Here is a 20,224-nt window from a genome sequence, read left to right as displayed (position 1 = left end):
AAAAGTCCTTTGTTCAATTACAATGCTGATACTTCACTATCGTAGCATGATTCTCTTGGAAACACGAGAGACCGGCTTTATCCAGTTTGGTCTGGCCATTGGTAATGCCTTAGGATTATCGTATAATCCGAAATGGTATGGCGATGGGGAGTATAAGGATTAGCCAGTATTACTGTGAGAGGATGAATACCTATGATCTTAGTTAGTGCTTGTTTGGCAGGAGAAGAATGTCGTTATGATGGAAAACATAATTTAGTGGAGAAGGTCCGCGCATTGGTCGAGGAGAATCAAGCTAGGATAGTCTGCCCCGAAGAATGGGGAGGTCTCTCCACACCACGGGAACCAGCAGAAATTATCGGTGGGACCGGGGAAGATGTGCTAAATGGGCGAGCGAAGGTGCTGACGCGTACTGGTCAGGATGTAACCAAGGAATATATACAAGGAGCAGAGAAGGTATTAGCATTAGCGAAAGAAATTGATGCCGAGTACGTGGTATTAAAAGAGCGGAGTCCGTCCTGTGGTAGTTCAATGATCTATGATGGATCCTTTTCTCATCAGCGGATCCCTGGAGAGGGTGTAACCACAGCACTCCTTCGCAAGGAAGGCTTTAAGGTGATTTCTGAGGAGGAGCTAGCTGATCTCCTTTTTTAAGTGTAATCACTTAATGAGAATGTATCATTGACGAGAATGGAGTATTCCCCTAATGATGGCGAGCTAGGATCTTCTCCTAGATTCTTCTCATACAGCGGAGTGTAATATAGGTTTCTGCAGTATTATCATTATAGGATCGTTCTTCATACTGTGAAACGAATCCTTGGGCTTGATAAAATGGGATGGCCATCTGATTATTGTGAAAGACAGAGACCCATTGCTTCTGAGCTCCTTGTTCCTTCTGGATCTGGGTGAGCGTAGTAAGAAGCTTGGACCCAATTCCCTCACGCTTACGTAGAGGGTCAAGATATAGTACATAGACCTCTCCTTCTATATGGGAGATCATCCCACCTGCTGCTGCGCCAACAACCTGATCTTGTTCTACAGCCACATACCATCCATCCCACCCCTCTGCGGGGTTGGGCGTTAATTCAGAATGGATGAGGTCCGCATTATAATAGTCCCGGATCATCCTCTCGATGTATGCAGAAGAATGTGTTTGCTTGTAAGTAGTACGGTAGCTATCTGCACATACTTGTTCAATCGCTTTCACATGCTTCGCTTGTGCAGGGATAATGTGAATCAATGGTAACACGCTCCTTAAATGTCACGGTTTTGTCGTTTGACCATCCGACTATTAGCCTATTACAATAATAAGAAAGTTCTTGTATAGAATATGAATATGGGAATGCGAAGAATATTTCGTTTGGTAAGTTCTCATACTAACCATATCACGACTGAATACCAATTTAAAAGCATTGAGGGAGTAATTGGCACAATTAGATTGTGTGGCAACGTCAACAAACTGACCATTGGTCTGGCTTGCCTTAAATAATGAGACTCATGTATAACACGGAGGATGTTATACACGGAGTCTCATTTTATTATGGGTGATAGGAGATGCTGGTTGTGAGTCTGTTTTCTATTTTCATGATAGCACTTGGCTTAGCCATGGATGCCTTTACAGTCTCTATTTCCAATGGAGCTGTACTGAAAAAGGTGAGATTAAAGGATGCACTCTTAATTGGAGCTTATTTTGGTGTTTTCCAGGGGCTGATGCCATTAATCGGTTGGGCTGTGGGGAAGGAATTCCAACAATTGATCATGCGCTACGACCATTGGATTGCTTTTATCCTCTTAAGCTTTATCGGGGCGAAGATGATCTGGGACTCCGTTCATGAAAATCCCTGTGCCTGTAAAGAAACTGTGCAACCAACCGATGCATTGAGTAGCAAAACCTTACTTTTGCTTGCCATCGCTACGAGTATCGACGCATTGGTGGTCGGCGTTAGCTTTGCATTTTTAAAGGTGGCCATCCTAGAAGCGGCCATCATAATCGGACTGGTAACCGGGATTCTTTGTGTGCTGGGGGTATACATTGGTAGAACATTTGGCAAGCTACTTTGTGGTAAAGCGGAGATCGTTGGAGGTATTGTGCTCATCCTTATTGGCACGAAAATTTTGCTTGAACACCTCGGGCTTCTATAATGCTAGTGGAAGTTCACAGAAGTTCAACGCCTTCGCGAAGAAATCAATGCTAAGATGAGTATAGATCCTTAAGAATAATCGACAGGGTGGTACCATCATGGAGATAAATCAGATCATACCCTCCCATATTCTTACCTTGTTCGATGAGCATTGTGTACAGGAATGGATGACACGAGCAAGGTATGAATTTCGTAAGGGAGAGCAGATTGAATATCCTGATAAGCTCAGTAAAGAGATCTACCTCATCGTGGAAGGGAACGCACGTATTTACCACCTCCACACAGATGGGAAGGAATGTGTGCTAGGGATTGCCCGCCCAGGTGATTTCATCGATATTGCTGGTCTCTTTGCCCAGACATTTGGTAATCTGTTTGCTACTGCATTAACAGAGACTGTAGTGGTGAAAATTGCAAAGGCTGAGATCATTGAACAGGTACTCAAAACGCCTCAATTGACTTTGGCATTACTGCAATATTTTGCGAATCAACTCAATGAAACCAGGGTAATCCTAGAACAGGTAGCCTATGAAAAGGTAGAAGAACGTCTTATCAACCTTCTACAGAAGCTCGCTGATCGCACGCAGGCTAATGGGGAATGGGCACCTCTTCCTTCCTACTTAACTCATAAGGATATGGCAGGCATGATTGCTTCCACAAGAGAGACCGTCACCTTTCTGATAAATAAATTGATCCAAAGTGGACAACTCCGCATTGATAATCAACGTCTTTGGATAGGACTTAACCATCAAGCAGACTAAGTTAAGACGAGATAGGCTCAATATGTAAGGAGCCTTACATACAGAACGCCCTCCCATTGTTACACTATAGATAGCAACTTAGAGATGGAGGGAAATTGAATGAACAATATTCATTTAGACGTCATGGAGAACACTGCCAAAGCCATTGCCGCTAACCCTGAGCTAAAAATGCGGAAATGGGCAGCCAATGTTCAATGGAAAAATGGTGTACAAAACGAGGTTAAAATTCGTGATTTTGCACCCTTTTTCATGGATGAACCAGATACATTAGGTGGAACCAATATTGCTGCTAATCCAGTAGAGGTGCTAATCGGAGCTGCTGCTAGTTGCTTCGCCATTACCTTCGAAGTAATGGCTAGCCAAAAAGGAATTAAGCTAGAGAATGTAGATGTTCAAATTGAAGCAGATTTAAATGCTGCTGTCTTCCTTGGCTTAGAGGAAGGAGAAGGTGGTATCTTAAATCCTGTGATTCGATTAAAAGCAGTGACCTCCGCTTCCAAGGAGCAAATCGAAGAAGTGGCTCGCGTAGCAATTACTAAGTCACCGGTAGTTCTGAGTCTAAACACAGACATCAATTTGATTGTTGAATAAGGTTCAGAGGGCATAGTTTTAAGTTAGGGTATTTGGGTATAGGTAGGTACTAGTAGAGGGTGCCATATCATCAAAGAAAGCTGTCATATCGTAAGATATGACAGCTTTCTTTGATCTCGGTATATTTAAGCGTTGTTGAATGTTCGCGCTTGATATGAAAATATTCATGTCAATAGTGAATACGGTGATGTCTCATGTGCACATTTCCATAACCATGACATAAGCATAATTTATAGAGAGTGATACGAGGAGGAGTGGAGGTGCCTGACCAGATCTTAATAAACAGCCAAATCATGGCGATCTTTTCTGAGGTGAATTATTTAATTCGTCTGCTATATACAATCACTGATCCCATGAGTAGAGCGCTCGCCCTTAATCAGCTGTGGAATCGTATGGTGCAGCTCCAGTTTTTATTCCAGCTTCTACAAGTTCCACCCCAACTACTCTCATCCCAACTACCTCAAGCGCAACGTCCGACCATGCAACCACCCATAAGCCCTTCGCCATCTCCACCTACGGATCAACAAGCCCTACCAGCGATTACACGGGAACAGCTCGCCCAGTTCAATGGACAGAATGGTCGCCCTGCCTATGTGGCAGTCAATGGCATCGTCTACGATGTAACGAATCATGCAGCTTGGTCCCTGGCCACTCATTTTGGCTTAACAGCAGGGAAGGATTTAACTGCAGAGTTTGCTTTCTGTCATGCGGGCCAACAGTGGATCCTTCGTACGCTACCACAGGTGGGGAGGTTGGTCACATGAATAAGGAAAACGAATCGATGATCTTGCCTCCGGAAGATCTAAGTAATGAAGCGGTGGCCCGTCGACTGGTGGAGGCTGCTCAGCAAAGGCTACAAGCTGGCACCATCAACAAGCCTAATCTAGTTTGGCTCGAGTTAAATGGCTGCTCGGGCAATATCATCTCGCTCCTCAATGGAACCAATCCTAACTTCGAATATCTGATCAACTCCATGGTCAATTTGATTTATAGTAACAGTCTGATGGTAGCAGAAGGGGAGGCAGCCATTGAGAAGCTTAGGGCAGTTCAGGAAGAGGAGTATATCCTAGCAGTTGAGGGAGCTGTTTCACTGCGTGATGAGGGGCGCTACCATGTGATTGGACGTTGGCAAGGCAGGGAGATAACGGGGCTCGATGCTGCAAGAATCCTAGGAGAGAAGGCGCGTCATGTGATAGCAGTGGGGGCTTGCGCAACCCACGGAGGACCGTCTGCTGCCAAGCCTAATTTGGCTCAGTGTGTAGGTTTAGGAAGTGTTCTTCAACGTAAGGTGATTCAATTGCCCAGCTGTCCCTGCCATCCGGATTGGTTTTTAGGAACATTGGCTCATCTCCTTATGGATGGAGAGCCAGCCTTAGATGAGCGAGGACGCCCTTTACTTTTCTATGGGAATCTCATTCATGATCGTTGTCCCCGTTTAGATTACTTTAATCGAGGCATCTTTGCGAAGACCTTAGATGAGCCCTATTGTCTCTATCAATTAGGCTGTCGTGGTCCGGTAACCAGAATTGACTGTCCCACGCGGAAGTGGAATGGCTATGTCAATTGGCCCATCGGCGCTAGCACCTGCATTGGTTGTACCCAATTTGGCTTTCCTGACCAGATGGCACCCTTTGTGAGTTTTGAGATGGTGAAGGAGGGAGTACATGGTGAAGCGGGTAGTGATTAACCCAGTAACGAGGCTAAGTGGCTTTATGGAGCTGGAGGTGTGGATCGAGAATCATCGCGTGGTGGAAGCAAGAACCAAAGGCATGTTGTTTCGGGGATTTGAACAGATGATGGTGGGGCGGAATCCTTTTGATGCCATCTATTTGACGCAACGAATTTGTGGGATCTGCTCTTCTGCCCATTCTGTAGCTTCATCCACTGCCCTCGAAGCTGCACTACAGATCCGTCCCACAGAACAGGGGCGGTATCTTCGTGATATTATCCATGGCTGTGAATTCTTGCAGAATCATATCCGCCATTTCTATCAGTATTCTCTTCCGGACTTTGTGAAGATGCCAGAAGCGTATCCCCTTTATCAGAATGAGCAGCAGGATTATCGTCTGCCAAAAAGATTAAACGATCGTTTAGTTCAACATTATCTAGATTCCCTTCCCATTAGCCGCAATGCGCATACCATGCTAGCTGTTTTAGGAGGGAAGGCTCCCCATAACCATGGCATTTTTGTAGGTGGGGGCACGAGACCCGCTACCGTGGATAAAATGATTCAAATGAAATCCATATTAGCAGAGATCCAAGCGTTCATTGAAGAGGTGATGATTCCTGATGCCTATACCATCGCAGAATACTACGATGAGTACTTTACCTTCGGGAGGGGACTAGGCAATTTTCTCTGCATGGGGGCATTTGCCAACTACGAGGAACTAGGAACATTGTACGTCGACGCAGGGGTGTATAAGGATGGTGAGTTCGCACCCTTTGATCCTCTGGGGATCAGCGAGTCCATCGCTTACTCCTGGTATGCTGGACAGGAATCGTATACTCCCTTTGAAACCATACCCGAGCCAGACCGCAATCAATCCGCTGCCTATAGCTGGGTGAAGGCACCTCGTTATGAGGGACTGCCCTTTGAAGTAGGACCCTTAGCGCGTCTCTGGTTAGCTGGTGAATATCGCCATGGTATCTCTGCCATGGATCGCAGTATTGCCCGTGTCTTGGAGGCAAAGAAGATCACGGAGGTACTCACGATTTTACTAGAGCACCTCGCTCTAGATGTGACGGGGCAGAAGGTATGGAAGCTTCCCCAGCAAGGAGAGGGAGCAGGCTTAGTAGAGACAACGCGAGGTTCACTAGGGCATTGGTTGAAAATTGAGGATCAGAAGCTCTCCTTTTATCAGATTATTACCCCTTCTGCATGGGACTTTTCAGCGCGAACAGTAGAAAATCGAGGTACTGCAGAGCAGGCACTCATCGGTACTCCCATTCAAGATCCTGATCATCCCATTGAGTTAGGGCGGATCATTCGTTCTTTCGATCCCTGTATGTCCTGTGCCACCCATGTATATCAACCGCATAAACCACCTCTCTACCAAAAGGTGCAGGGTACATGATGAAGAGATGTCTCGTTCTCGGTATTGGCAATCGTCTGATGATGGATGATGGAATTGGGATCTACATGGTGGAGGCCTTGCAGGAACAGTATAGTGAGGAGATCCGACGGGGTGATCAGGTGACCAAGCTTGTCATCGGAGAGAGCGACTTGGATTATTGTGTGGAACAAGTGCTCCAAGTCGCTCTCTTTATTATTGTAGACGCTGCCCAGTTAGGGAAGAAACCAGGGGAGATTACACTTCTACCCTTCCATCAGCTCTCTTCCTTATCACTTCACCATTCTGCCCATGATCTTCACCTGTTTCATTTATTGCAGGTGATGGAGCAGGTAGAGCAGCAGAAGATCACCGGTTATCTCCTAGGTATTGAGCCATATGAAATCCGCTTTCATTGGGGCTTAAGCGATCTGTTACAAGATCAATTTCCGATGATGCTGGAAGAGATGAAGACAACACTTGCTACCCTGGGGATATTAGATTGACTAGAATCAGCTTTAACTAAACTAACCAAGAAGTCTCCCACTTCTAGTGTTAGGTAAGTGATGAGTAGTTCGCTAACGCTGCTTCTCATTCTAAGGAGAAACCGGCTTTGACTGGCGCATTCCTCTTTTGCTGTTGAATCCATTCCCAAGTGGCATCTCAGTCCATGGTGTAACTTGCTAGCTCAATAGGAACTCTTCGATCAATCACTTCGCTTCAGGTAGCTCACTCCACTTATGAAGATTGGTAGGAGCCTGGTAGCTTTTCATTCGTTCGAGGAGTAGGACAGGATCCTTTTCAACGATAAGCATGGAAGCTTGTCTTTGTGGGATGAAGCCACCCTTCACCGCATTATTAACCATATCGATGAGAGGCTGGTAGTAGCAGTCGATATTAAGCAGGCCCACAGGTTTATGGTGAATCCCTAACTGGCCCCAACTTACTGCCTCAAATACTTCTTCTAGTGTTCCATAGCCTCCAGGTAAGGCGATGAATGCATCAGAGAGTTCACCCATCTTTGCTTTTCTGGCATGCATATCTGCAACCTCATAGAGCTGTGTGAGTCCACGATGGATTACCTCTTCACGGAAGAGCCCCTTGGGCATTACACCGATTACCTGGCCGTTCTCTTCCAGCATTGTGTTGGCGATCCGCCCCATTAAGCCCAATCTAGAACCACCATATACGAGACCCATATTACGCTTCATCAGTTCTTCGCCTAACTGAATGGCGATGGCTTCATATTTTGGATTTGTGCCTGGGTTAGATCCAGCAAATACGCAAACATACTTCATCTAAATTCCTCCATAACTACTACATATAGTAAAAAATAGATAATCATACTACTATATGTTAATATACTGGGAGGAAAATCACAAGAATTAATTATTAGATTCGATGCCTAACTCCTTCAAGATGGTATTAGTTCCACGTACAGCAGAAGCGATACAATCACTTAAGCCAGCTCCATAAAAGGAACTCCCTGCTACATAGAGACCAGGATGGTCCTGTAATCGTGCTTCTATCTGATGGACGCAGTCTAGATGCCCCAATTCATACTGAGGACGCCCTTGAACCCAGCGATAGATCCGTTGTACAACGGGATCTGCAGTGATTCCAAGAATATCGTTCAACTCCATCTTGATGATGTCGAGGATATGCTCGTTATCTCGTTGTACCAGCTCAGGATTGGCATAGCCTCCGATGAAAATACGTAAAAGCATATAATCATCATTGGGAACGCGATGATCCCATTTCAATGAACTGAAGGTGATGGCTGAGATATTGCGTTGCTCCCGCACTGGAATGGTAATACCATACCCAAGGGGGAGTTGGGGTAAATCAGCTTTACGATAGCCTAAAGAGATGGCTGCTGAGGAGGTAAACGGGATTTTTCCAAGCAGTTGAGCCAGTTCTTCATCGATCCCATTCAGTAGTTTGGTAGCGATATTGGCACCCGCTGTCACGACCACAGCATCGGCATTGATTTCCTCACCATTTTGGAGGAATATCCGATAGGGTGTCTGTTCACCTTTTTCAATCCTTGCTACAGCAGTCCCTGTATGGATGCTGTCAGGGGATAAGGCCTTTTCCAATGCAGAGGTCAGTTCTGTCATTCCATGCTGGAAGGTGAGAAAGGGTGGTTTTCTATTTGTTGAAGCTGGGTTCACTTGCTTCATACGTTTCTTCATCGCCCGTTTCATGTGGAGAATGGCAAGGATGATACTGCGATGCTCTCTTTCCATCTCTAGGAAGCGGGGGAAGGTAGCTTGTAAACTCATACTATTTGGGTTATTGGAGTGGATACCGCCAACGAGGGGACCAATCAATTTTTCTAGCATTTCATTACCAAGACGACGATTGATAAAGCTGGCGAGACTTTCATCCTGTTGATTAGGCCTTGCAGGGATAAAGAGATCTCCTAGGGCGCGGAACTTTCCTCGCCATGAGATGATCGGGTTTCTAGCAAAATCCATGATTTTAAAAGGCATCAACAATGCCACACCATCAGGTAGTTGGTGAATTTGATTATCCGAAAGCACATAGGAGCCACGATGGGTGGTATTGGTTCCCATCACATTTGCACTAATACCAAGCTGTTCACTGATTTTCATCACCTCAGGCTTACGGCTGATGAAGCTATCGGGCCCTCCTTCGATGATGAAGCCATCCACATTCTCGGTAATCACCTTTCCGCCCAAGCGCTCCTCCTTTTCAATCAGCTGATAGTCCAGTTCATCAGGATGCTCCTGCTTCTGCTGTTCAAGTAGGTATGCAACGGTTAATCCTGTAATGCCTCCGCCAATAATGGCTACGTGTTTCACCTTTTATCTCTCCCATCGTTGTTCCAATCCTTTGTTGTTCCAATCCTTGGCTTTAGTATATCAATCCTTCCAGGGAATGAGCAATTAAACATCAACAAAGCACCCAATTCAGCAAAAAAATGAATGGGTGCGACAATGTATTATTACCTCATGATCGGTTCTGTTGAAATGCCAAGCTGATTTAACAGCTTCTCTGTAACATGTATACCAGAAGCAACACAGTCACTGACACCTGCTCCATAATAGGAGCTACCTGCCAAATAAAGACCAGGATACTGCATGACTTGATTTTCGATCTGCTTTACACGTTCCACATGACCGAGGGTATACTGGGGACGACTATGGAACCAACGATAGATCCGATGGATCACTGGAGCAGCCTGGATATCCAGCATCTCTTGTAATTCTGCCTGGATGATTTGTAGGATGGTTGCATCATCTTGGAAGGCTAACTCAGGACTACTATAACCTCCTGCTAATGCTCGAATTAAGGTATATTTCTCACTGGGTACACGATGATCCCACTTTAAGGAGCTGAAATTAATGGCCGTCGTATGTCGTTTCTCACTGGCTGGGATGGTAATGCCTAAGCCATATGGGAGATTGGGAAGATCCTGCGTTCGATATCCTAAAGACACAGAGGCGGATGAAGTAAAAGGGATGGTCTGTAGTAATTGGCTGAGCTGCTGATCCCATTCTTCCACCATGGAAGCAAAGTGATTAGCACCCACTGCCATAATCACAGCGTCAAACTCCCTCAACTCTCCATTCTCAAGCTGTAAGGTAAAGTGTCCTGCAGCTTGCTGGCGAATGGAGGTAACACCTGTATTCACGTGAATACTAGAAGGAGAAAGTTTCTCCTCAATGGCATTGCTTAGTTCACCCATTCCATTGATGAAGCTAAGAACTGGACTACGCCGACCTGTTGCATTGCCTTTGCTACCACTTTGCGAGTTATTGCGTTTTTTTGCAGCGCGCTTCATCTGAAGCATAGCTAGAATTAGACTACGATGCTCTTGCTCCATTTGGAGAAAACGTGGAAAGGTTGCCTGTAGGCTCATTACCTCAGGATCAATGGAATGAATGCCACCTACCAGTGGACCCACCACCTTCTCCAGCATTTCATTGCCAAGACGGCGGTTGATAAAGCTAGCCAAGGACTCATCACCACCCTTTGCTTTCGCTGGAATGAAGAGATCCCCTAAAGCTCGTAGTTTTCCACTCCAAGAAAGGAGGGGAGTGCGAGCAAAGTCAGTAAATTTAAAGGGGAGTAGCATGGCGACGCCATCTGGTAAGCGGTAAACCTGGTTATCATAGAGAACATAAGAACCACCATGGTTCATATCAGGGCTTAATCGACGTGCTTCTAAACCTAAGTGCTTGATTAACCAGTTCACCTCAGGTTTGAAGGTGACATAGCTATCGGTGCCACCTTCAATGGTGAAGTCATCATCATGCTCTGTCATTAGCATTCCGCCTAAGCGCGGGCTTTTTTCAAATAGCTGGTAGGCTAGTACATTGGGATGCTCTTTCTTCACTTGCTCTAGGATATAGGTAGCTGTCAAGCCGGTTATTCCACCACCGATCACGGCTACATGTTTCATCGTTGCTCCCCCTTACCTCATGACCTAATTATCAGCCATTTGCCAGTCATATTGTGAATATTATCACAAGAAAAGAATTAAGGCAATCTGACTTCAAGTGGGGTATCGAACTCCATGGGTAACCAATCTTCTTGATCATTAGATTAAAAGCGTGATGCGTGTGAGAACCTAAAAGATATTCTTACATTCTTAATGGAAGGAGGGGTGTACAATGGAATGGAACTTTCTCTTTCGACTGGATTATTTAAAAACCAAAGGGGAGGAGCGGAATCTTAAGGGAGTTCTGTTTACCCATGATGATAAGCTACCAACAATCGTGGATCTCCAAAATTTTCTGCTGGATATGGGATATCAAGTGGATCTCAAGGATGCGGGTCAACTGATTTTTATTGATAATAATCCCCAGAATCCAGTGGAGATTCGAATTGTGGATATCAGATCGGCTGATGCGGAGGAAGAGGTAAAACCAGACCTTTGGTTAAGACGGTTAGCGGAGCAGTTCCGTAATGAAAAGTTCTAAAGATTTTCTCAAGATTGTATTCAGATGATCCTCATAAGTTCTACATAACCATCCCTTATCATGGAAGATGAACAGAGATGAAGGGAGGACTTCCAATGATGAGATATGGCTGTGATTATGGATTGGGTCTTTTTGGAGGAGGCTGGTATGGCATGATTTTCATGCTGCTTATTGCTGCACTGCTCATCTTTATTGTGTATAAGCTTTTTAATAATCAAGCATTGCGAGCACGGACGGGAACTGAAAATTCTCTTGAAGTTCTCAATGAGCGTTTTGCTCGTGGCGAGATTGATGAAGAGGAGTATCAGCGGAAAAAGTCCCTATTAAACAAGCGTTAACATAGAATTAGCAGAGTACCGAATATCAATTGTATAAATGTGATGAAGCCATCCTACTTCTCTAGCTTTACGACAAAGACGAGGGCAGTAGGATGGCTTCTGCATTCTTAAAAAAAGATCGTATATAGCATCATGGTGGCCAGCATAGTAGTCATGACATAGCTAGGATGTCGAAAAAGTCGGATGAGTACGGAGGACGCCTTCATATTCTCATGAATCACCCGAGCAAGAATATGCAGGATGATGAAATGAATTCCAAGGTGGAGGATGAGAAAAAGATGGAGTGTGAGCTGGTATTGATGTTGAGGAATCATGGCACCTGTCATTGCACCCATCATGCCTCCCATCATCCCGGACATGCTCCCCTCAAGCAGTGCTCTTGATCCAAAAGGAAGGGCAGCAATGATCGTCAAACCGATGGAGAGGATCATAGCCAGCCATAGGGCAGTGAGAAAGGGGAGCTGTAAGAGCAATGCAATCACTAATCCTGTACTAAAACCCCCCTGCATTCCTACAACAGAAGGTATACTAGCGAGCTCGTGATGAAAGCTGGTTGTCCGGTAACGGAATCCAAGAAAGATTAGTATCACTGTTAAACTAAAGGCAAGGAAAGCTAATGTGGCAGGTCCCATCATCATTCATCCTCCTTAATATCCCATCTCTATGAATATATGTGGGACAAGGGGATGCAATGTCTATGGAAGATCGATGAGCATGAAGCGAGCCTCCGTACTGGCGATGAGGGATAATTGGGCTATCTCTGTTATTCTTGCGCTATCACGCTGCTTTAATGGAAGACCACCATGGATAACCAGCTCTCCATCGAGGACAAAGAGAAAGATACGCCGCCCTTCTGCCTGCTTGAAGGTGAGCTCTTGACCTGCTTCCAGTTGAGAAAGGTAAATGGTTAAATCCTGATGAATATGGGCTACCTCAGCCGATGTTGGCTTCTTCGTCACAACAGGTAGTAGATTATTCTTCATCTTTGCGATCTCGTAGCTCGTTTTTTCATAAGAAGGTGTGAGTCCACGTGTATCTGGAAGGAACCAGAGCTGGAGTAGATTAACCTCCTCATCGTTAGATGGATTCATCTCAGAGTGGAAGATTCCAGTTCCTGCAGACATCCTTTGGATCTCTCCGAAAGTGGTAGTAGCACGATGTCCATGACTATCCTCATGCTGTAGATAGCCGCTAAGGACGATACTGACGATCTCCATCTCCTGATGGGGATGCATACCGAATCCGCGAGCAGGCTGAATGATATCATCATTAAGTACGCGTAATGGACCGAATTTTAAGTTATTCGGATCATAATATTCAGCGAAAGAGAAACTAAAATTACTGTGTAACCAATCATGCTGTGATGTGAACCGAGAATCTGCCGGGTAGATTTCAATCAATTTTGATCATCTCCTTATGGGAAGAGAATGGCATCGAGTGCATATTGACCAGGTCCTGATAGGGCAACCCCAACAGCAACAGCAAGGAGAACTAAATTGAGTTCATAGCCATTGTTGGATGCCCAGAAGCCATTGGCTCCATGGACCTTAAGGATTGCTACCAACATCGTTCCTGCGATTAGAATCCCACCGATCGGTGTAAGCAATCCTAGGGCAAAGAAGGCACCGCCAAGGAATTCACCAAGACCAGCCAATACAGCCATGGCTACGCCTGGCTTAATCCCGATGGATTCAAAGAATTGACCTGTTCCTTTTGGTCCGTAACCACCGAACCAACCAAAGAGTTTTTGTGCACCATGGGCAACGAAGGAAAGACCAATGACTAAACGGATGATTAATAGACCTGTACTTAACACAAGAAACCACTCCTCTAAATTATCTTATTTTCATATATCTCGAATTCAAGATATTAGAGAAAAAAGAGATAAAACCATTAGAGGTTCTGAGCATGCAGACCTAGCTTTTTTAAATGATTGATTAATAATTGCTTTTCATCCATGGTAAGACAAGAAAAAATGGACTCAATCGCCTTGCGATGGTGTGGAAAGATTTCCTGCATTAGCTCTTCACCTTGTGAAGTGATCACAGCATAGATGACGCGTCGGTCCTTAGGACAAGGTTGACGCTTCAGCAGTTCCTTCTGTTCTAACTTATCCACCACATAGGTAATACTACCGCTGGATAGCAAGATTTTCTTCCCAATCTGTTGAATGGCTTGGGGTCCTTTATGAAAGAGTAGCTCAAGGACAGCGAACTCCGTTGGATTGAGACCATAGTGTTGGATATCCTCCTCCAACCGATCAGCAACAGCTCGATTGGCGCGAGATAATACGATTAATAGCTTAAGGGATAGGTCATCTTCTAGCTGTAATTGAGATGGCTCCATGGATTATCAACCCTTCAATAATATCTTGAATTCAAGATAAATAATAATTGGTTTTCATGAAAATGTCAAGGGGGTGGGTCTGTTTGTTGATGACCTAGGAATAGGAGAGTTTGATGTAGAATAGAAACACTTACAATTTCATTATAAAGGAGTATGATAATTGCCATGAACGCGGAGGAATTGAAGCGACGATTAAGACAATTGCAGGACAATGATTATGCTGATTTAAGGATTGAAGATGGCTTCCCACTCTGTCTCTCCATGCTTTCATACATTGGACACCCAGATGGAGAATTGCGTGATCAATTGATCTACAGGACATATGCACAGCTTATTCTTCAAAACTATTTGTCCAATGAACAGCTAGGAGAACTCTTGGTACGATGCATGCAGGATGATTATCTTTTAGCAGGGATTGGAAGTAAGGATAATGATACAGTCTTTACCCGTGCTTTTACTGCGCTTCTTGTGGCCTTGTTATTGATGGAGGATACTCAATCTTCATTTATTCTTAGGGAACAGTTTCAGCAATTGACAACGAGGCTACTAAATTATGTCGAAGATGAGCAGGATTATCGAGGCTATGTGAAGGGAAAAGGCTGGGCGCATAGTATGGCTCATGTAGCTGATGCAATGGAGGTGTTAGTAAGAAATCCAAAATTAGCAAACAATGAATTCACATCCATCGCCAGTATCTTACTAGATAAGATATTAGTCCATGAAATCGTTTATCAAGATGAAGAGGATGAACGGATGGTTTCCCCATTCATTGCCATGCTAGAGCGAGGGTGGGAAGAGAAGGAACTCATTGAAGTATTAGAAGAGAAGATAAAAAAGAGCATCCGATTAAAGGACGAATTACCAGTCCCTGATAAGTATCATCAGATGCTCAATATGAAGCTATTTTTACGCAGTTTGTATTTTAGGATTTACAGAGAAAAGAAATGGTCATATCTTACTGGAGAGCTGGAACGACTACTTCCCTTCGTCTCCCCAACATTCAACAGTGGTTAAGCCTTCAATGCTAGAGGCATGGAAAACAGGTTCCATGCCTGCTTTCTTTTGGCGGCGATAATCTTGTAAGGCAAGAAATGCGATTCGACCAAGTAACCCGATGGCGATGAGGTTGAGTAAGGCCATTAATCCCATAAACAGGTCAGCCATGTCCCAAACAATTTCAATCTTAGCTCCTGAGCCATAAAAAACCATACCTACCACGAGGAAACGATAAATGAACAGCCATACCTTACTTGTTCTAATAAATGCAATATTGGTTTCTCCATAGTAGTAATTTCCAATCACAGAGCTAAATGCAAATAGGAAGACGATAATAGCCACAAAGCTGGTCGCCCATGAACCCATGTGAGTACTCAAAGCTGCTTGGGTAAGCTCAATACCGGTTAAATCAGGGTTTCCATAATTGCCAGCTAATAGAATAATAAATGCTGTGGCGCTGCAGACAATCAGTGTATCGGTAAAGACACTTAGAGCTTGAACCAATCCCTGCTTTACAGGATGACTTACCTCAGCAGTTGCAGCTGCATTCGCGCCACTACCCATGCCTGCTTCATTAGAGAAAAGACCACGCTTAATCCCCATCATCAGTGCAGCTCCAATCCCTCCACCAATGGCTTGATTAATACCAAAGGCGCTGCTGAAGATGGTCATGAAGATACCTGGCACCTGAGTAATGTTGATTAGCATGATAAATAGTGCAATGAGAACATAGCCCCCTGCCATAATGGGTACCATCCATTCTGTTACCCGGGCGATCCGTTTCACCCCACCGAAGATTACAATAGCAGTAAGAAGAGCAAGAATAAGACCCATCCAATCGCGGTCGATCCCATAAGCATTATTAAAAGCAAGGCTGATGGTATTGGCTTGAACAGAATTAAAGACAAAGCCAAAACATAAGGTGATTAACACAGCAAAGAGGATACCCATCCATCTGCGGTTAAGACCCTTCTCCATGTAATAGGCGGGGCCACCACGGTATCCTTTTTCGTCCTTCACCTTATAAATCTGGGCAAGAGTACTCTCCACGAAGCTGGAAGCAGCGCCGATTAATGCGATGATCCACATCCAGAAGACAGCGCCAGGCCCCCCTGTGGCAATAGCGAGAGCTACCCCAGCTAGATTGCCAGTACCTACTCGCGCTGCTGTTCCGATACTAAATGCTTGGAAGGAGGTGATCCCTTTCTTCTCTTTGCTGCCCTTCGTACCTTGCCCTAAGAGACGAAACATCTCTCCAATCATGCGGAATTGAACAAAATTGCTTCTGATTGTAAAGTACATGCCTAATCCAATCAGTAGAATAATCAATACATAAGTCCATAAAATGTCGTTGCTTACAGAAACAATGCTTTCTAATATCTTCATTATGACCCCCCTTGTTTTTTTTGGAATATGAATCGCTTAGGAGAATGAATTGTTCACTACTGCATCTAATAAGTTCTATATTAGAAAGATTATAGCAATATTACAAGACGATTCTCAATAATCAGGTAATGGAAGTTACCCTCCCAAGATAACATGTAGATTTTACTATTTTTGCCATGGACAAGTAGTTTAATTTCGTAACCTCCATAGCTTTCCTCTCGACAAGTGCCGATCCCGTTGATCGGTACTTTTTATGTTTGTTTCTCCCTTTATGCATGATGCTGTAATTGACGCAGGAGATAGAACATCCGACCACTCAAGGTTACTGCACCAGCAGCAAGGCCTGTTATCAATCCCACCCAATAACCGAATGGACCAAGTGAGGTATAGTTGGACAATATAAAGCCGAGAGGTAGGCCGATAATCCAATAGGAAATCATCGCCATGATAAAGATCCAATTCACATCCTTGAAGCCTCGTAATGCACCTTGTAATGGTGCTGCAACAGCATCGGAAAGCTGAAAAAAGATGGCATATATCAAGAAATGTTGGGTAAGAAGAAGCGTGTCATGATCCTTTGTAAAGAACCCCGCCACATTAGCACGGAAGAGATAGATGAATACAGCAAGTAATAAGCCAAACAATACAGCAAGTGTAATACCAATCTGAATATATACTTTGGCATCTTGGTAACGCTTTGCGCCAGCTTCATAGCCCACGACGATGGTAAGTGCCATGGAGATACTTAAGGGTACCATGTAGAGGAAGGACTCAAACGTCATGGCTCCTTGGTGAGATGCAATGGTAATGGTATCGTATGAACTCATCAAGAGGGTAACAGCAGCAAAGATGCTAGTCTCAAAGAAAAGAGCAAGGCCGATGGGCATACCTACCTTTAATAGCTCCTTCCAAACTGCTAAGTCCACAGGAAAGCGTCCCTGTAAAATTTGATATTCATTAAGTGCTGGAAGTCTTCGAAGCAAGAATCCTGTGACGAGAACGATAAAGAGATAGGTAAGTGCTGTAGCATATCCTGCACCGATCCCGCCTAGGCGCGGGAAACCTAGCTTACCAAAGATGAGAAGATAGTTCAGTAGAACATTGACAGGGAGTGCAATCAAAGTAATAAACATGGTAACGCGAGTATGTCCCAACGCATCGATGGTTGACCGTAGGATCTGAAACATAAATAGTGGGATGATTCCTGTAGTTAAACCAATCAAGTAATGCTTCGCCACGTAGCGGACATGCTCTTCAATGCTCATCCCATTTAAGATGATGTCTAGGAGAAAGAACCCAATGAAATAGACGAAAAGGGCGATTACGACAGCCACATAAAGACCTTGTCGAACATAGAAGGCGATCTTTTTTTGCTCGCCTGCGCCTAATTGTTGTGCAACAATGGGCGTCATGGCGATGAAGATCCCATTCAAACCAGCGAAGATGGGTAGCCATAGACTAGAGCCAATAGCAACTCCAGCCAGTTCGCCCGGACCTACATGCCCTGACATCATCGTATCTACGATATTCATGGAGAAAAGGCCGATTTGCGAGATGAAGATGGGAAAGAGGATGATCCAGAATTGAGAGATTTTTTCTTGGAGGGAGTAGGTCTGCTGCATAGATAACACTCCTTACGTCATACATATGCTAGTGCATATGCATCCGATCAACTACGATACGTAGGATAGTAGCATAGCGGAGAAAGAAAGTAAATGGGAATGGAAAGTAAGTAACCTATATAGCATAAAATATCAAAAGATGGTACACTATAATCGAAAAGTAAAATAATGTCTATAAATGGAGAGAGACGTTGCCCTACACCATTCCTGGTAGGGTGTTGGCGTTCTCTTTTATTTTTCCTTCATATAAATGAATTGCTTATAGAGAGAAGGCACTAAAAAGGGATGCTAGAAATATTGAATGGAAAAAAGAGGAGAATATCAGAAGAGGAGGCTTACAATGTCTAGCGGAATGTCAGCAAGGCAACGCGTACATATGCTTCAAGCTATGGAGAAGGAAGCATATGATCTATTAATCATTGGCGGAGGAATTACAGGAGCAGGTATTGCCTTGGATGCTCAAACACGAGGATTGAAGACAGCTCTTTTAGAGATGCAGGATTTTGCTAGTGGAACATCTAGTCGTTCCACGAAGCTCGTTCATGGTGGTCTTCGTTATCTTAAGCAAGGAAAAGTAAAGATGGTAGCTGAGGTAGGACGGGAACGGACCATTGTATATGAAAATGGCCCTCATGTGACACAGCCAGAGTGGATGCTTCTTCCCTTTTATGAAGGTGGTACATTTGGTCCACTCAGCACATCATTAGGGTTATGGCTCTATGATCGATTAGCGGGAGTGAAAGGCGTTGAACGAAGGCGGATGCTCAATGTAGAAGAGACCCTCGAATTGGTTCCTAGTCTAAAGAAAGAAGGGTTAAGAGGGAGCGGGCTCTATGTGGAGTATCGTACTGATGATGCTCGCTTAACCATTGAGGTATTAAAGAGCGCAGTAGTCTACGGAGCGGAGATGGTTAATTATACCAAGGTGGTTCAGCTACGCTATGAAGAGAACCGAGTGGTCGGTGTCGTTGCGGAGGATCAGCTTACAGGTGAACAGTATGAAATTAATGCTAAAAAAATCGTTAATGCCACAGGACCCTGGGTGGATTACCTACGGGAGATGGATGGCTCGAAGCAAGGGAAGACCTTACATGTAACGAAGGGTGTACATCTTGTTTTCGATCAAGGAAAGTTTCCCTTATCTCATGCAGTCTATTTTGATACACCCGATGGACGAATGGTTTTTGCCATTCCCCGTGATGGGAAAACCTATGTAGGTACTACGGACACCAACTATGATGGCGATTATGCTCGACCCCAAATGTCAGAGGCTGACCTCAACTATCTGCTACGTGCGGTGGATTATATCTTTCCAGAGCTGAAAATCAAGCCAAAGGATATGGAATCGGGCTGGGCTGGGTTACGGCCATTGATTCATGAGGAAGGTCGTGATCCTTCGGAAATCTCGCGGAAGGATGAGATCTTCATTTCACCAAGTGGTCTCATCTCCATTGCAGGAGGAAAATTAACGGGATATCGGAAAATGGCAGAGAATGTTGTGAACCAAGTAGTTGCTCAATTACAACAGATAGGTTTCGGTGAGATAGGTCCATGTCGTACGAAGGAATTACCCATCTCAGGAGGTGAAGTGGGAGGCTCCCATGGATATTCACAATTCATTTTGCAAAAGTGTAGGGAAGGTATGGATCTTGGCTTAACGAAAGAGGAAGCAGAGTATTGGATCAATCAGTACGGTTCGAATATCGATCGTCTATTTCAGATTTATCGCCACTTCACTGCAGAACAGCAGGCATCTTCCTTGGACGGAGAAATTTCAATCCCCTTAAATATCCTTGTTCCACTTCAGTATGGAATGGAGTATGAGATGGTGGTGAAGCCCAGTGATTTTTTGATTCGGAGAAGTGGCGCTCTTCTCTTCAATATTGAGATGGTCCAGCAGTGGAAGGAACAGATTATCGATTATATGGCAGCATACCTTCATTGGTCGAAGGAGGTCCAACAAAACTATCGCGATGAACTGATGACAGAGTTGGAAGCAGTGGTATCAGCTGTCCCGACTTCATAGATTGTGTAGTGCAACATTGAC

Annotated in this window: 22 protein-coding genes; 12 read left to right on the top strand and 10 right to left on the bottom strand. The window is 44.5% G+C overall.

What is annotated here, in order from left to right:
- Nucleotides 1–192 precede the first annotated feature (192 nt).
- A complete protein-coding gene (locus BN1691_RS04200) occupies nt 193–651 on the top strand; it encodes a 2-thiouracil desulfurase family protein (protein WP_048600963.1) in 459 nt (152 codons plus the stop codon).
- Between the two features lie 76 nt (nt 652–727).
- Here BN1691_RS04200 and BN1691_RS04195 read toward each other — a convergent pair whose 3' ends face one another.
- Nucleotides 728–1,246 carry a GNAT family N-acetyltransferase gene (locus BN1691_RS04195; RefSeq protein ID WP_231638339.1) on the bottom strand — a complete coding sequence of 173 codons (519 nt, stop codon included), beginning with the start codon at nt 1,244–1,246 and terminating at the stop codon, nt 728–730.
- Nucleotides 1,247–1,560: 314 nt separating this feature from the next.
- Between BN1691_RS04195 and BN1691_RS04190 the strand changes: the two genes are divergently transcribed.
- From BN1691_RS04190 to BN1691_RS04160, 7 genes are all read left to right on the top strand, one after another.
- The gene (locus BN1691_RS04190) at nt 1,561–2,139 is read left to right on the top strand and encodes a manganese efflux pump MntP (protein ID WP_048600961.1); all 579 of its coding nucleotides are present in this window, start codon (nt 1,561–1,563) and stop codon (nt 2,137–2,139) included.
- 97 nt (nt 2,140–2,236) lie between these two features.
- Nucleotides 2,237–2,896, top strand: coding sequence for a Crp/Fnr family transcriptional regulator (locus tag BN1691_RS04185; protein ID WP_048600960.1), 660 nt, complete (start codon nt 2,237–2,239; stop codon nt 2,894–2,896).
- Between the two features lie 99 nt (nt 2,897–2,995).
- Nucleotides 2,996–3,487, top strand: a complete 492-nt coding sequence (locus BN1691_RS04180) for an OsmC family protein (RefSeq protein ID WP_048600959.1) — start codon at nt 2,996–2,998, stop codon at nt 3,485–3,487.
- 260 nt (nt 3,488–3,747) lie between these two features.
- Nucleotides 3,748–4,251: a cytochrome b5 domain-containing protein gene (locus tag BN1691_RS14615; RefSeq protein ID WP_053083699.1), complete on the top strand. Its 504-nt coding sequence runs from the start codon at nt 3,748–3,750 to the stop codon at nt 4,249–4,251.
- Nucleotides 4,248–5,174, top strand: coding sequence for a hydrogenase small subunit (locus BN1691_RS04170; RefSeq protein WP_082146995.1), 927 nt, complete (start codon nt 4,248–4,250; stop codon nt 5,172–5,174). Before BN1691_RS14615 ends, BN1691_RS04170 begins: the two co-directional genes overlap by 4 nt.
- Entirely contained in the window at nt 5,152–6,561 is a 1,410-nt protein-coding gene (locus BN1691_RS04165; RefSeq protein WP_048600958.1) for a nickel-dependent hydrogenase large subunit, read from the top strand. The genes BN1691_RS04170 and BN1691_RS04165 overlap by 23 nt, the downstream gene beginning before the upstream one ends.
- Complete coding sequence (locus BN1691_RS04160) at nt 6,558–7,043, top strand: hydrogenase maturation protease (protein WP_048600957.1); 486 nt, start codon at nt 6,558–6,560, stop codon at nt 7,041–7,043. Before BN1691_RS04165 ends, BN1691_RS04160 begins: the two co-directional genes overlap by 4 nt.
- A gap of 204 nt (nt 7,044–7,247) precedes the next feature.
- On the opposite strand, the gene BN1691_RS04155 is transcribed toward BN1691_RS04160, so the two are convergent.
- From BN1691_RS04155 to hemG (BN1691_RS04145), 3 genes are all read right to left on the bottom strand, one after another.
- Nucleotides 7,248–7,835: an LOG family protein gene (locus tag BN1691_RS04155; RefSeq protein WP_048600956.1), complete on the bottom strand. Its 588-nt coding sequence runs from the start codon at nt 7,833–7,835 to the stop codon at nt 7,248–7,250.
- Between the two features lie 87 nt (nt 7,836–7,922).
- Nucleotides 7,923–9,365, bottom strand: a complete 1,443-nt coding sequence (hemG, locus tag BN1691_RS04150) for a protoporphyrinogen oxidase (protein ID WP_048600955.1) — start codon at nt 9,363–9,365, stop codon at nt 7,923–7,925.
- 143 nt (nt 9,366–9,508) lie between these two features.
- Complete coding sequence (hemG, locus tag BN1691_RS04145) at nt 9,509–10,969, bottom strand: protoporphyrinogen oxidase (protein WP_048600954.1); 1,461 nt, start codon at nt 10,967–10,969, stop codon at nt 9,509–9,511.
- Nucleotides 10,970–11,180: 211 nt separating this feature from the next.
- Between hemG (BN1691_RS04145) and BN1691_RS04140 the strand changes: the two genes are divergently transcribed.
- Both BN1691_RS04140 and BN1691_RS04135 read left to right on the top strand, forming a co-directional pair.
- A complete protein-coding gene (locus BN1691_RS04140; RefSeq protein ID WP_048600953.1) occupies nt 11,181–11,489 on the top strand; it encodes a hypothetical protein in 309 nt (102 codons plus the stop codon).
- 95 nt (nt 11,490–11,584) lie between these two features.
- A complete protein-coding gene (locus BN1691_RS04135) occupies nt 11,585–11,827 on the top strand; it encodes an SHOCT domain-containing protein (RefSeq protein ID WP_048600952.1) in 243 nt (80 codons plus the stop codon).
- Between the two features lie 107 nt (nt 11,828–11,934).
- Here the strand turns inward: BN1691_RS04135 and BN1691_RS04130 are convergent, their stop codons facing one another.
- The 4 genes from BN1691_RS04130 to BN1691_RS04115 form a co-directional block, all read right to left on the bottom strand.
- Nucleotides 11,935–12,462, bottom strand: coding sequence for a hypothetical protein (locus tag BN1691_RS04130; protein WP_048600951.1), 528 nt, complete (start codon nt 12,460–12,462; stop codon nt 11,935–11,937).
- 60 nt (nt 12,463–12,522) lie between these two features.
- On the bottom strand, nt 12,523–13,227 hold the full coding sequence (locus tag BN1691_RS04125; protein WP_048600950.1) for a pirin family protein: 705 nt from the start codon (nt 13,225–13,227) through the stop codon (nt 12,523–12,525).
- A gap of 14 nt (nt 13,228–13,241) precedes the next feature.
- Nucleotides 13,242–13,643 carry a DoxX family protein gene (locus tag BN1691_RS04120; RefSeq protein WP_048600949.1) on the bottom strand — a complete coding sequence of 134 codons (402 nt, stop codon included), beginning with the start codon at nt 13,641–13,643 and terminating at the stop codon, nt 13,242–13,244.
- Nucleotides 13,644–13,720: 77 nt separating this feature from the next.
- Nucleotides 13,721–14,173 (bottom strand): MarR family winged helix-turn-helix transcriptional regulator, encoded by a 453-nt coding sequence (locus BN1691_RS04115; protein WP_048600948.1) that lies wholly within the window; start codon nt 14,171–14,173, stop codon nt 13,721–13,723.
- A 165-nt stretch (nt 14,174–14,338) separates the two neighbouring features.
- Here BN1691_RS04115 and BN1691_RS04110 point away from each other — a divergent pair, with 165 nt between their 5' ends.
- A complete protein-coding gene (locus BN1691_RS04110) occupies nt 14,339–15,187 on the top strand; it encodes a DUF2785 domain-containing protein (RefSeq protein ID WP_048600947.1) in 849 nt (282 codons plus the stop codon).
- On the opposite strand, the gene BN1691_RS04105 is transcribed toward BN1691_RS04110, so the two are convergent.
- Nucleotides 15,149–16,555 carry an alanine/glycine:cation symporter family protein gene (locus BN1691_RS04105; protein WP_048600946.1) on the bottom strand — a complete coding sequence of 469 codons (1,407 nt, stop codon included), beginning with the start codon at nt 16,553–16,555 and terminating at the stop codon, nt 15,149–15,151. The two genes, BN1691_RS04110 and BN1691_RS04105, sit on opposite strands and share 39 nt — an antisense overlap.
- 269 nt (nt 16,556–16,824) lie before the next feature.
- Complete coding sequence (locus tag BN1691_RS04100) at nt 16,825–18,177, bottom strand: MATE family efflux transporter (RefSeq protein ID WP_048600945.1); 1,353 nt, start codon at nt 18,175–18,177, stop codon at nt 16,825–16,827.
- Between the two features lie 340 nt (nt 18,178–18,517).
- Here BN1691_RS04100 and BN1691_RS04095 point away from each other — a divergent pair, with 340 nt between their 5' ends.
- Nucleotides 18,518–20,203, top strand: coding sequence for a glycerol-3-phosphate dehydrogenase/oxidase (locus BN1691_RS04095; protein ID WP_048600944.1), 1,686 nt, complete (start codon nt 18,518–18,520; stop codon nt 20,201–20,203).
- The last annotated feature ends 21 nt before the right edge of the window (nt 20,204–20,224 follow it).

The sequence above is a fragment of the Rubeoparvulum massiliense genome (assembly GCF_001049895.1).
Taxonomy (GTDB): Bacteria; Bacillota; Bacilli; order Rubeoparvulales; family Rubeoparvulaceae; genus Rubeoparvulum; species Rubeoparvulum massiliense.
Note: the sequence above shows the minus strand (reverse complement) of the source record. Positions and strands in the feature narration are given on the sequence as shown.

Coding starts and splice junctions, on each gene's coding strand:
- BN1691_RS04200 (WP_048600963.1), top strand. CDS start 193: ATGATCTTAGTTAGTGCTTGTTTGGCAGGAGAAGAATGTCGTTATGAT.
- BN1691_RS04185 (WP_048600960.1), top strand. CDS start 2,237: ATGGAGATAAATCAGATCATACCCTCCCATATTCTTACCTTGTTCGAT.
- BN1691_RS04180 (WP_048600959.1), top strand. CDS start 2,996: ATGAACAATATTCATTTAGACGTCATGGAGAACACTGCCAAAGCCATT.
- BN1691_RS04170 (WP_082146995.1), top strand. CDS start 4,248: ATGAATAAGGAAAACGAATCGATGATCTTGCCTCCGGAAGATCTAAGT.
- BN1691_RS04165 (WP_048600958.1), top strand. CDS start 5,152: ATGGTGAAGCGGGTAGTGATTAACCCAGTAACGAGGCTAAGTGGCTTT.
- BN1691_RS04160 (WP_048600957.1), top strand. CDS start 6,558: ATGATGAAGAGATGTCTCGTTCTCGGTATTGGCAATCGTCTGATGATG.
- BN1691_RS04155 (WP_048600956.1), bottom strand. CDS start 7,835: ATGAAGTATGTTTGCGTATTTGCTGGATCTAACCCAGGCACAAATCCA.
- hemG (WP_048600954.1), bottom strand. CDS start 10,969: ATGAAACATGTAGCCGTGATCGGTGGTGGAATAACCGGCTTGACAGCT.
- BN1691_RS04140 (WP_048600953.1), top strand. CDS start 11,181: ATGGAATGGAACTTTCTCTTTCGACTGGATTATTTAAAAACCAAAGGG.
- BN1691_RS04135 (WP_048600952.1), top strand. CDS start 11,585: ATGATGAGATATGGCTGTGATTATGGATTGGGTCTTTTTGGAGGAGGC.
- BN1691_RS04130 (WP_048600951.1), bottom strand. CDS start 12,462: ATGATGGGACCTGCCACATTAGCTTTCCTTGCCTTTAGTTTAACAGTG.
- BN1691_RS04115 (WP_048600948.1), bottom strand. CDS start 14,173: ATGGAGCCATCTCAATTACAGCTAGAAGATGACCTATCCCTTAAGCTA.
- BN1691_RS04110 (WP_048600947.1), top strand. CDS start 14,339: ATGAACGCGGAGGAATTGAAGCGACGATTAAGACAATTGCAGGACAAT.
- BN1691_RS04105 (WP_048600946.1), bottom strand. CDS start 16,555: ATGAAGATATTAGAAAGCATTGTTTCTGTAAGCAACGACATTTTATGG.
- BN1691_RS04100 (WP_048600945.1), bottom strand. CDS start 18,177: ATGCAGCAGACCTACTCCCTCCAAGAAAAAATCTCTCAATTCTGGATC.
- BN1691_RS04095 (WP_048600944.1), top strand. CDS start 18,518: ATGTCTAGCGGAATGTCAGCAAGGCAACGCGTACATATGCTTCAAGCT.